At 42.0% G+C, this 11,353-nt stretch carries 10 protein-coding genes; 4 read left to right on the top strand and 6 right to left on the bottom strand.

Features of this window, described 5'->3' with window-relative positions:
* Window positions 1-63: 63 nt before the first annotated feature.
* On the bottom strand, window positions 64-1,182 hold the full coding sequence (gene asd / locus F957_RS06020; protein WP_016542420.1) for an aspartate-semialdehyde dehydrogenase: 1,119 nt from the start codon (window positions 1,180-1,182) through the stop codon (window positions 64-66).
* Between the two features lie 188 nt (window positions 1,183-1,370).
* On the opposite strand from asd, the gene F957_RS06025 reads away from it, so the two are divergent.
* The gene (locus F957_RS06025; RefSeq protein WP_016542421.1) at window positions 1,371-2,489 is read left to right on the top strand and encodes an endonuclease/exonuclease/phosphatase family protein; all 1,119 of its coding nucleotides are present in this window, start codon (window positions 1,371-1,373) and stop codon (window positions 2,487-2,489) included.
* Between the two features lie 311 nt (window positions 2,490-2,800).
* Here the strand turns inward: F957_RS06025 and F957_RS06030 are convergent, their stop codons facing one another.
* The 3 genes from F957_RS06030 to F957_RS06040 are packed head-to-tail and all read right to left on the bottom strand — an operon-like array spanning window position 2,801 to window position 5,691.
* Window positions 2,801-3,517, bottom strand: coding sequence for a hypothetical protein (locus F957_RS06030; protein WP_016542422.1), 717 nt, complete (start codon window positions 3,515-3,517; stop codon window positions 2,801-2,803).
* Window positions 3,518-3,519: 2 nt separating this feature from the next.
* Window positions 3,520-4,401, bottom strand: coding sequence for a DUF6502 family protein (locus F957_RS06035; RefSeq protein WP_016542423.1), 882 nt, complete (start codon window positions 4,399-4,401; stop codon window positions 3,520-3,522).
* Between the two features lie 48 nt (window positions 4,402-4,449).
* Complete coding sequence (locus tag F957_RS06040) at window positions 4,450-5,691, bottom strand: cupin-like domain-containing protein (protein ID WP_016542424.1); 1,242 nt, start codon at window positions 5,689-5,691, stop codon at window positions 4,450-4,452.
* A gap of 136 nt (window positions 5,692-5,827) precedes the next feature.
* On the opposite strand from F957_RS06040, the gene F957_RS06045 reads away from it, so the two are divergent.
* Window positions 5,828-7,426, top strand: a complete 1,599-nt coding sequence (locus F957_RS06045) for a PT dipeptide repeat lipoprotein (RefSeq protein WP_016542425.1) — start codon at window positions 5,828-5,830, stop codon at window positions 7,424-7,426.
* A gap of 59 nt (window positions 7,427-7,485) precedes the next feature.
* Here F957_RS06045 and F957_RS06050 read toward each other — a convergent pair whose 3' ends face one another.
* A complete protein-coding gene (locus F957_RS06050; RefSeq protein ID WP_016542426.1) occupies window positions 7,486-8,421 on the bottom strand; it encodes an LpxL/LpxP family acyltransferase in 936 nt (311 codons plus the stop codon).
* A 123-nt stretch (window positions 8,422-8,544) separates the two neighbouring features.
* Between F957_RS06050 and F957_RS06055 the strand changes: the two genes are divergently transcribed.
* Window positions 8,545-9,075 (top strand): O-acetyl-ADP-ribose deacetylase, encoded by a 531-nt coding sequence (locus F957_RS06055; RefSeq protein ID WP_016542427.1) that lies wholly within the window; start codon window positions 8,545-8,547, stop codon window positions 9,073-9,075.
* Between the two features lie 56 nt (window positions 9,076-9,131).
* Here F957_RS06055 and F957_RS06060 read toward each other — a convergent pair whose 3' ends face one another.
* Window positions 9,132-11,036: an ATP-binding cassette domain-containing protein gene (locus tag F957_RS06060; protein WP_016542428.1), complete on the bottom strand. Its 1,905-nt coding sequence runs from the start codon at window positions 11,034-11,036 to the stop codon at window positions 9,132-9,134.
* Window positions 11,037-11,068: 32 nt separating this feature from the next.
* On the opposite strand from F957_RS06060, the gene F957_RS06065 reads away from it, so the two are divergent.
* Window positions 11,069-11,314: a SlyX family protein gene (locus F957_RS06065; protein WP_016542429.1), complete on the top strand. Its 246-nt coding sequence runs from the start codon at window positions 11,069-11,071 to the stop codon at window positions 11,312-11,314.
* The last annotated feature ends 39 nt before the right edge of the window (window positions 11,315-11,353 follow it).

The raw sequence follows: 11,353 nt of genomic DNA, 5'->3' as shown, positions 1-11,353 counted from the left end.
TCGTTCATCGCAAGAAAAAAGCCGATCAAATGTGATCGGCTTTTGATTTTTAGGGATTTTTGCTTAGGCGTTCTTATATTCAACTAGAATACGGAGCATACGACGTAATGGCTCAGCAGCGCCCCAAAGTAATTGGTCACCTACAGTAAATGCACCGAGGTATTCTTTACCCATATTCAGTTTACGTAAACGGCCGACAGGAACAGTTAAAGTCCCTGTGACTGCAACTGGGGTCAGATCAGTCATTGATGCTTCGCGTGTATTTGGAACCACTTTTGCCCATTGGCTTGAGTTGCGAATCATGTCTTCGATTTCATCAAGTGGCACATCTTTTTTCAGTTTCAATGTGATTGCTTGAGAGTGGCAACGCATTGCACCAATACGTACACAGTGACCATCAATCGGCACAATTTGCTGGTTACCCAAGATCTTGTTGGTTTCAACCTGACCTTTCCATTCTTCTTTCGATTGACCGCTTTCGAGTTGTTTGTCGATATACGGAATCAATGAACCCGCCAATGGCACGCCAAAGTTTGCTTTCGGGAAGCCTTCGCCACGTTGTAATTCTGCGATTTGACGGTCAATATCAAGAATTGCAGATTTAGGGTCATCCAATAATGCTTGAGTATTGTTATACAAATAACCCATGCCAGTGATCAGCTCACGCATGTTCTGCGCACCCGCACCAGACGCTGCTTGATAGGTCATTGACGTCGCCCATTCCACTAAATTGTTTTGGAACAGTGAACCTAAGCCCATCAACATCAATGAAACGGTACAGTTACCGCCAACGAAAGTTTTAGTCCCGTTGACCAAACCATCTTTGATCACGTTTAAGTTGACTGGATCAAGCACGATGATTGCATCATCTGCCATCCGCAGTGTAGATGCAGCATCAATCCAGTAACCATTCCAACCTTCAGCTTTCAGTTTAGGGAAAACTTCAGAGGTATAATCACCACCTTGACAGGTTAAAATGACATCCATTTGCTTCAGACTGTTAATGTCTGTTGCATCCATAAGTGCTGGGGCAGTCTTACCACCAAATGAAGGTGCTTCGCCACCTGCATTACTGGTAGAGAAATAGAATGGCTCGATATGAGCAAAATCATTCTCTTCAACCATACGTTGCATCAGGACAGAACCAACCATCCCACGCCAACCGACCAGACCTACTTTCATGTCATTGTGCCTCGGTATGTAAAAAAATTTAAAGGGGTTTGAGTGTATCAAAAGTGCCCACAACTGCAAGCTTTACTGAAATAAAACAGTGCGTTTATTGAGTGGAATATCTTGTTTATATTAGATAGAAAATTGATAAAGCGGAAACTTTATTGTAAATCTATGCTACCCCAAAGAGAAAAATGAACATGATATGGATTCAGATTTGCGCAGCGCTGGTGATATGGCTTTCATTTTGGTCTTTGATCCCCAGAGATGAATGGTGGTTTCGGGGTGCAGACTTTCCGAGATTACAAATATTGGCACTGGGCATCATCACATTTTTTGCGATGTTATTTGTGCTTTCCGAGTGGAGTTTGAGCACTGAACTGCTCTTTCTTGGCTTAGTGGCGGCGATTGCTTATCAGCTTAAAATGGTGTTGCCTTATACCCCGTTATGGCGCAAGCAAGTCAAAAAAGTCAAAAAGGCGCAATTGAATCCAGAGCAGCAAATTTCCTTATTGGTTGCGAATGTGCTCACGCCTAATCATCAGTATCATCTATTACTTGAACAGATTGAAATTTTAAAACCAGATTTGGTGCTCACATTGGAGTCAAATGCGGAATGGCAGCAAGCGCTGAGTCCAATTGAAGCAGATTATCCGTTTCGTGTTGCCGTGCCTTTAGAAAATTTGTACGGCATGCATTTATATAGCCGTTTAGCCTTAAATGATACCGAAGTTAAATTTATTCTAAGTGATGAAATTCCATCAATTCATACCGCGGTGACATTACCTTCAGGCGTACAAGTGCAGTTGTATTGTTTACATCCTAAACCACCGAGTCCAACCGAGGCCAAGGACTCGACTTTAAGAGATGCGGAGTTGCTGATTGTGGGGGATCAGATTAAAGATATTGATCAGAGCTGTATCGTCATGGGAGATTTAAATGACGTCGCATGGTCAAGAACAACGCGGTTATTTCAGCGTATCAGTGGTTTACTTGATCCTCGAGTCGGGCGCTATTTTATGAATACCTTTCATGCGGACTATCCTTTATTACGATGGTCGCTGGATCATATCTTTCATAGTACTGATTTTGGTCTGGTTGATATGAAGCGCTTGCCACATATTGGTTCAGATCATTTCCCCGTGTATGTGGTCTTACAAACAGGACGGGTGTTCGAACAGCAGCAGCAAGCGTTAGAGCAAACCGCAGAGGATGAACAAGAAGCGCAAGAAGCGATACAAGAAGGTATTGAAAAGGCTGAGCAAGAAGAAAAAGCAGTGACTGATTCTTTAGCTCAACCGCATAAGCAACGGATGTAAAACTGATGTTAGCTGAGAGAGACTTGTACAATGGCTTAATTTTAAAGTTTAACTAATTAATGTACGTTATTTCGTACATAGATTTAAGTCTGCAACGAATAGTACGGAATCGGTAAAAGGTTTATTCTAAATACATCAGCACAAGGACGCAGGAATGGATTTCCGCTTAAGGATAGCGACGCTGAGATGGAAAAGTCATCATGGATATGATGCATGCGATGGACGCAGGATAATAAAAGTAGTTTGAAAGCACAACCTCATTTGCCCGAGTTTTGCAGGATGCAGAACTCGGGCTTTAATTTTTTAAAGTCTTATTCTGGCTTCTCCCCCTTTGGGATTTCTGGCAGAGTCTCGGTTGTCTGATCTGACGTTTCAATGACTTTTACAATTCGACGTTTATGAATAGGGATTGTGATTTTAGCTGCATCACATTTTTCCCATGCGGTATTTGCTGTTGGTAATTCGGTTTGGTAAAAGGCGTTGTAATTTACTACGAAAGGAAGCTCTGTTTCTGCAAAGGTGAGATCAAGTTCATAGCGACGAGTTTCAAATGGACGTAAAACTTGTAATTCATCTTGATCTGCGTCGCACCTGAGAGATTGACCCTCGAATAATACATTTTGGCCAATTTGATATTCAATAGGTCGACAAAGCGGTATCAATTGATAGATATAATTGGGTGTCGTGTTCTTAATTTCAATTTGTAGTGGTGTGGTCTTAAGGGATTGAATTCGACCTGTAGGCAATGGCTGTTTGGTCCCTGAGTCGATTAAACGTAGACTTCGTTGAATGCCGAAACAAGTATCTTGTGCTTCATGAGGAATCGTTACCACATATTCATAGGCTTCATCTTTATCGCCTGTAGATGGATTAGAGTTCCCACCATTGCCACCACCGCCTGGTAGAGGTTTTTGTGTACCAGATCCACTGCCACCTAAACTCACATTCGCGACTGAAAAATTTTCGCCACATGCAGTTAAGCTAAGCACTGAAATGAGAGAAACGAGAGGGCACAATAAGCTTCTCATGGTTATTTATCCTTAAAAATATAAGGCACTTGTAGTTTTATTTGGGTATCGTACTGGTAAACGCCAAATCGGAATTGATAATGTGCATCATCTTTTTCTTGGTCTTGATCACAATGATGAATCGCGGCATTTAAGAGTTGTTTTGCCATGTCTTGCCACAGTTCGATACTCAACTCTCGAAGTGCTTCAACCGATTGTGCCGTTAATTTTTCGGCATGCACGGCTTGTTCAAGATGGGTAAACGGTTTTTCACTAATAAAATTATCAATCCCTGCGGCCAAATGATCGCTAAGGTTCGCAGAGAACAGTGCTTTGCTCTCTTGCATTTGATTATCTGGGGTAAAGCTATGTTGTTGTAACATGACATCTTGATCGATTTGCACAACCACACCTAAGCGTTGTAATTCAAACAAAATCGAGCGCGGATGCTTTTCTGTTGAAATATGCTTGACTAAGGCTTCAAAACTATTTTCTTCACCAGAAATAGGAATTTGAGTTGGAAGATCAAGTGCAATCCAGCGGGCAATGACACGGGCAGGAACACTAATGGCGAAATTTGGTGTTTCTGTGGCAGTTTGATTGGCTTGCTGCCTAAAACTGCTGACGTCTTTTCGATGCAGTCCAGATAATAAACTGACTGCTGAATCAGTCTTGTTCTGCTTGATTCGATCTAATTCAAGCAAGGCTTGCTCGTAAAAAATCGGTTTGAGTGCCGCCACGAAATCGGTATAGCCGACACCTGAATGAATTAACCAACGTGCGATATGTTGCATCATCGGATAAATGCTATCCAAGGTGGTTTCTGCATCTTGCGGAATAACACCTTGTGCATTTAATGCAGATGAGGTTGTGTTTAGGATGGCTTGGTCTGTTGGTTTTACCATTAAAGCACCTTAAGAACAGATTCGGTATAGGTCATTCGTTGACATGGTTTAATGTCCACTTGGAGATGGAAAGGATTCAGCTCCAGCATTATCAATATTAAAATGAGTAAAGGAAACGCTGATAGAGATATCCAAACTCTCGACACAGTGCCACCAGCCCAGTGGAATGAACAAGGTTTCACCCTCATTGAGAATACATTCGATTTTGCTGCTATGGGCAAAATCAGGGAATGACTCGAGGAGATCAGGACGATGAGGATCGGCAATTTTACTAAACACAGCCACATCATTATAGAGATGTGGTGTTTGCATTGCAGGAATCAGGGTGACTTTTTTCCGTCCATAAATTTGCACTAAAAAGTTATTGGTTAAGTCATGATGTAGCGGGGTAAAAGCGCCTTTGGGACCAAACCAGATGAAACTACGATCATAAACTTGAGCATGGTCAGTATAGCCATGAAAATGACCAATATCTTGAAACAATACGGCCAAACTAGATTGGCTGGCCTTGGCATTGTTGGCGGTCATATAAAAATTATTGGAATGTTCAGTTTTTTCAATTAAATCAACAAAATCATTCATCTGCATTTTGGTTTTATGTTGAATCGAGTTACGTTCAAATAAAGGATCTTGTTCACGATTAAACTGGGCTTCAATTTCCTGCATACCGACAGTCTGTTTGAAATATTGCGGTGACCATTTGTGTAAGGCGGGCCAATGCTGGATGGCATCGGTCAGAATAATAGGCAGGTTTCGGCTGTAATAATGTTGAATAAAATCAGGAAACTCCGGTTTTGAAATTCGCTTGATTTGCTGATAATCAGGATTCAAACGGGCAAAATGATCGAGAGTGTTGAGTAACCAATTGCGTTTTTTGAGTAGGAAATGCTGCTCTTGAGCAATTTGAAAATAAGGATGTTGTTTTAACTGGACCCATTCGAGGGCAATATCAATTTCACTTAAGCCTTGTTTCACTAATGAATAATAAATTTCGGCTTTGCTTAAACCATCAAGTACTGCTTGAGCCAGCCATTTCTTTTGTTCTGGCGTAAATGTACTGCTGAGTTGAGTTTGTTTTTCTGTTGCGATTTTCTCAAGTACTGCGTAATGCTGTTCTTCAGCTTGTATTGGCACAGAAAAATCTTGATTCAGATCAATCAATCCTTCTCGTAACAAGATGTTAGCCAAGTCGACTGGGTTACAGCCACGATCTAAATTTTCTTCTAGCCATGCACGCCATTCTTTCGATAAGGCACTAAATTGTTTTGCTAGGCTTGCTTGTGTATCCATACATTCCAACCATCCATAAAAAATGATTTTGACCTTTCGTTATTAATTTACGCATAAACATATTTGCACTCAAGTATAAAAGTGTTAAATTTTCACATACACAAATATGTGAAAAAATCACACAGAGGGTGATGCAATGAAAAATATATGGACACAATTAGCACTGAGCGTAACCTGCGCAATCTTGGTAGGTTGTGGATCTGATAACGATTCAGATTCAACCCCGACTCCAACGCCAACACCGACCCCGACTCCAACGCCGACTCCAACGCCGACCCCAACTCCAACGCCGACACCAACCCCAACGCCGACTCCGACACCAACCCCAACGCCGACACCAACACCGACCCCGACTCCAACGCCGACACCAACCCCAGTCGTGGCTGATCGCTTTGTGGGTTCATGGTTAGGAGGTTTTTGCTTTGAAGGACGCCGTTCAAATTTAACAGTGCATAAGACTTCCGCGAATAGTGTTCGCTTTACCACCGAAACACGTCAGTTTGAAAAAGAGGATTGCACAGGTGCTGTGATTAAAAATTACGATGTTGCTTCCGATGATGCGTTGATTACCGAGATCGCTCCGACAGAAACTAGCGGTACAACGACAGCGAATCGAGTGAAATATACGGATAGATACCGTAATGGAAGCGCATGGGCTTATGCTTTTAAGGGTAATGGGATGTGTGCCGTGAATGAAACGGCAACGATCAAAGATATTCAAGCCTATATGGACGCAGTCGACCCATCGAAAACAGTGACCTGTTATACCCGTACCAATGTTGAAGGCTATAGCTTATTAAAACCGACTGTGAGTAAAGCCACCGCAAGTTATCGTCTACTCGATAATCAAAGTTCTTGGACGAACTTCTTGGCGCAAGCCAATACGCAAGGCAGCCAAGGTTTTGCTTTGGCAGCTACGTCTTTGGATGTGAAAAAAGCCAATAGTGACTTCCCTGAACCTAAAAACTTATATGTGAAAAATAATGCTTCAACCGATACTTATAGCTATAAAATTGTCGATGTAAAAACCAACGTGGTTGCCAATGTCTATTTATTCTGGTTAGCAGAAATTAAAAAGCAAGGTGCGCTCGGCTTTGCGTATAAGTCTTCTTTAGGTGAAGATCCAAGCAATACCTATAAATATTTATTTGTTAAAAACGATAAAAAGTCAGCAACTTATAATTATGACAATCGCTTTATTGTGAGTGGTAATGCAAACCGAACCAATATTATGGCAGCCTTTAATGAACTTGGAGCGCAAGGTTGTAAATTGATTTATGCAGGCAGTACTTTTACCAATAATGGTGCTAGCAATGGGACTTTTTATGTGCCGACCTGTGTGAATAGCAGTACCCATAATGGAACTTATAGTTATCGTTATTTTGAGATGCCAAAAACAGAGGCAGGGTTCTATGATGACAACCCAACTAAGCTTGATTTGCTACTGAAGCAACAAGCGGCTGAGGGTTATCATTTGATTGATAAGGACAATGCGATTGCATTCTTTAACACCAAAGGTTATTTATTTGAACGTGATAGCGTTAGTACAACAAGCATTGAATCAAAAGTCTTTAAAGAAGATGCGATTTATAAGCTTGATCTTCCGAGTGAGATTCAAAACCGTTTACAAGATCAAGGCAATTTAGGCTGGTTTATTAATGTCAAATTGGGTTCAGTGTATAGCAATACCCCAACCTATTTTGATTTAAATACTGGGGTGATTTTCCCGAATTAATTGTTGTTATTGCTTTAGAAAAGAGCCACTTTATATATGAATAAAGTGGCTTTTTTAACTTAATAGATTTTGTCGTAACCTTCGGCGCGGGTTTTAAAACGACGGTGGAACCACATCCATTGTGTTGGTGCAATACGAAGCTGAGCTTCAATGATTTGATTTACGCGAATCGCATCATCGATTTCATCTTCACTTGGCATATTTTCCACAATTGGCTCAATCAGCACTTTATATTGTGGATTACGTACATCACCATAGCGATAGAAATATAAGGGAATCGCAACGGCTTTCGAGATTTTGAGTAAACGACGATGTGCAGTCACTGTTGCAGCAGGAACACCAAAGAAGGGTGCCATCACGCCTTGTTTTAAACCAAAGTCCTGATCGGGACTATACCAAATCGCACCGCCATCTTTGAGTCGGCGGATCAAACTCCGCATATCATCGTGGTCAATTTGATGTTGATAAATGGTGGCGCGGCAACGATAAATCAGCATATCCAGCAGTGGATTATTCTGAGGGCGATAGACCACATCAGGCTCGAAATATTGAGCACAAATATAACCGCCTGCATCGAGTAGGGTACTGTGTGTGCCCAGTAACAACACACCTTTGCCTTGTGCTTTTGCATTGGTGATGTGTTCTAGACCTTCAATACTGTGGCGACCTTTAAACCACTTCGGGCAGTACCATGCATTGAGGGTTTCAAATACACCGAGCATCATATCCACAAACACCTGTTTTGCTTGTGCTTCAACCTCAGCTGGTGACCACTCAGGGAAACAGAGTTCTAAATTCCGGAGTGTAGTTTTACGGCGTGATTTGAGTAAGCGCCAGCACAAAGCTGCCAAGCCATGGGCTAAGCGCCATTGAATTGCCCAAGGTAAGACGGCCAATAGCATTAAAAACATAATGGCGATCCAGATTTTCCAATATTTGGGCAATAAAAAAGCCCATTGAAACTCGCCAGGGGGATAAGGCTGTTTTTGACTCATAAATTCGAAAAAGAATAACGTTGAATTTTGCAGCAGTGTAGCATGAAGTGTAGGTGGCGACTTTAAATGTCATGTTAAATGAGCTTTGTTTTATAATCGGCTATATAAGAGTAGGAGAAAAACTTGAAAAGTATCAATATTATAAAAGCTGATATTACCCAAGTAGCTGTAGATGCAATTGTCAATGCGGCCAATACTTCACTATTAGGTGGTGGTGGCGTGGATGGTGCAATCCATCGTCGAGGAGGGGCTGCGATTTTGGCAGATTGTCAGAAGATTCGTGCTAAGCAAGGGGGCTGTGCTGTTGGAGAAGCAGTAGTGACCACGGCTGGGAATCTACCTGCAAAATATGTGATTCATACAGTTGGGCCAACATGGGTAGATGGACAACATCAGGAAGCCAGATTACTCGAAAATGCCTATCGAAATTGCTTTAAATTGGCAGAGCAGTTGGAACTGGAATGTGTTGCCTTTCCAAATATTTCAACAGGAATCTATCGTTTCCCTAAGCAACTTGCTGCTCAAATTGCCTTAACTACAATCTGCGAGGAGCTAAATCGAAGCCAGTCTCTAAAAGAAGTGATTTTTGTTTGTTTTGATGATGAAAATTTTAATATTTACCAAGAGCTTAAAGAGAGTTTGAACTTGAAATGAATTGAGTGTTTTGGATGAGAGCATTTATCCTCGGTAAGGATAAATGCTCACTCTGCTTAGTTGCCTTTCGACATATTTTCTAAAATGTCCCAGCGCTCTAGCTTTTCCAACAGCAATTCTTCAATTTCTGCTAAACGTTGGCTGGCTGCAGTTGCAGCATTGGCATCTGAAACAAACCATGAGCCATCCGCCAATTTTTCTGATAATGCTGCTTGTTCAGTTTCCAGTTTTTCAATTTCAGCAGGCAGTTGTTCAAGCTCACGCTGATCTTTATAACTGAGCTTCACTTTTTTCGGTGCTGCTGCGGCAGCCGCTGCTTCAGCTTTGGCTTGCGCTTTTTTTACATCACTTTTTTGGTCAACTACTTTTTGGTCAGGACGCTGTTCCAAATAATCTTGATAGCCACCGATGTATTCATCAATCTGACCTTTACCATCAAATACCCATGTTGAAGTCACGACATTGTCCATGAAAGCACGGTCATGCGAGATCAGTAACAACGTGCCTTTGTAGTCAGACAGCATTTCTTCAAGCAACTCAAGTGTCACCATATCCAAGTCATTGGTTGGCTCATCCATCACGATCAAATTTGATGGCTTGAGTAACAGTTTTGCTAACAGAATACGGTTTCTCTCACCGCCTGATAAAGCTTTAACAGGTGTACGGGCACGTTCTGGTGAGAATAAAAAGTCTTGCAGATAACTATAGATATGACGACGGTTACCATTCACATCAACAAAGTCGGAACCTTCAGACACGTTGGCCATCACGGTTTTTTCCAAGTCGAGTGCATTTCGCAACTGATCAAAATAGGCAACTTCTAGTTGCGTACCAGTTTTCACTGACCCGCCGTGTTCAATCTCGCCTAAAATGGCTTTGATCAAGGTGGTTTTACCGACACCGTTGTCACCGACCAAACCAATACGGTCGCCACGTAACACGATTGCAGAGAAATCATGAATCAGAACTTTGTTGTCGTAACCGACACTTAAGTTTTCAATCTCGAACACCAACTTACCAGAGCGGTTGGCTTCTTGCGTTGCCATACTGACTTTGCCCTGTTGTGAACGACGTGCTTTAGACTGCTCACGTAAGTCTTTTAAGGCACGGACACGACCTTCATTACGGGTACGACGCGCTTTAATCCCTTGACGAATCCAAGCTTCTTCTTCCGCTAACTTTTTATCAAATAAAGCATTTTGTTTTTCTTCAGCTTCCATTTGCTGCGCTTTCAGTTCGAGATAGCGCGAATAGTTACCTTCGTAGCCACGTAAAATACCACGATCAAGTTCGACAATGCGGGTCGCAATACTGTCCACAAATGAACGGTCATGCGAAATAAACAATAAAGTGAGATTGTTTTGGTCGAGCAGGAACTTTTCAAGCCATTCGATACTTTCCACATCCAAATGGTTGGTTGGTTCGTCCAGCAATAAAACATCAGGTTGAGTCAGTAGGGCACGCGCTAACAGTACACGGCGTTTACGACCACCTGATAAATCAGCTAGATCGGCATTAGGATCAAGTCCCATTTTACTTAGAATTGAGTTAACCTTGTTTTCTAATGCCCAACCATCCAGTTGATCCAGTTTGTGCTGTAACATACCCATACGGTCGCAAGCTTCCATATCGCCTAAGACACAAGCATCACTGGCTTCATGGTATTCTTTCAACACAATGGCAGCTTCACCAGCACCATCGGCAACGATGTCGGCGACTTTGCCTGAGTCCATTGGCACATCTTGGGCTAACATTGAAACAGTTAAACCATTTTGAATCGAAACTTCACCGTTATCGGGTAACAAGCTTCCCTCAATCAGTTTTAATAAAGTAGACTTACCTTCTCCATTACGACCAATTAAACAGACTCGCTCGCCACGTTCCAGGTTAAAGTTCGCGCCGTCGAGTAAGGCAGGTCCGCCAAATGCGAGATGGACATCCCTTAAAGTAATATAGGCCATAATGTTTCCTAAAAGTTCAGATGAGGTCTGAAATGACTAAACCACAAAAATTTGATGATCACGCGTCATTTTCCGCACCCATTGAAGATTTGCAAGTCCGAATTGCATTTTTGGACGATTTAGTTGAACAATTGAATGATCAACTCGCGATTCAGACCAAAGAAATTGCAGATTTGAAAAAGCAAATGCAGATACTCTATCAACGTGTTGAGGCCTCAGATTTGGCTGAAGGCATTGCGCCTTTTGATCCGATGAGCAATCGCCCGCCGCATTATTAAGATATGAGCAATGCGAAGTCCAGACTTCGCATCGTAGTC

The sequence above is a fragment of the Acinetobacter gyllenbergii CIP 110306 = MTCC 11365 genome (assembly GCF_000413855.1).
Lineage (GTDB): Bacteria > Pseudomonadota > Gammaproteobacteria > Pseudomonadales > Moraxellaceae > Acinetobacter > Acinetobacter gyllenbergii.
This window is presented reverse-complemented; position numbering and strand designations above follow the sequence as displayed.

Excerpts from the sequence above, each read along its gene's own strand:
- asd (WP_016542420.1), bottom strand. The coding sequence starts at position 1,182 with ATGAAAGTAGGTCTGGTCGGTTGGCGTGGGATGGTTGGTTCTGTCCTG.
- F957_RS06025 (WP_016542421.1), top strand. The coding sequence starts at position 1,371 with ATGATATGGATTCAGATTTGCGCAGCGCTGGTGATATGGCTTTCATTT.
- F957_RS06030 (WP_016542422.1), bottom strand. The coding sequence starts at position 3,517 with ATGAGAAGCTTATTGTGCCCTCTCGTTTCTCTCATTTCAGTGCTTAGC.
- F957_RS06035 (WP_016542423.1), bottom strand. The coding sequence starts at position 4,401 with ATGGTAAAACCAACAGACCAAGCCATCCTAAACACAACCTCATCTGCA.
- F957_RS06040 (WP_016542424.1), bottom strand. The coding sequence starts at position 5,691 with ATGGATACACAAGCAAGCCTAGCAAAACAATTTAGTGCCTTATCGAAA.
- F957_RS06045 (WP_016542425.1), top strand. The coding sequence starts at position 5,828 with ATGAAAAATATATGGACACAATTAGCACTGAGCGTAACCTGCGCAATC.
- F957_RS06050 (WP_016542426.1), bottom strand. The coding sequence starts at position 8,421 with ATGAGTCAAAAACAGCCTTATCCCCCTGGCGAGTTTCAATGGGCTTTT.
- F957_RS06060 (WP_016542428.1), bottom strand. The coding sequence starts at position 11,036 with ATGGCCTATATTACTTTAAGGGATGTCCATCTCGCATTTGGCGGACCT.
- F957_RS06065 (WP_016542429.1), top strand. The coding sequence starts at position 11,069 with ATGACTAAACCACAAAAATTTGATGATCACGCGTCATTTTCCGCACCC.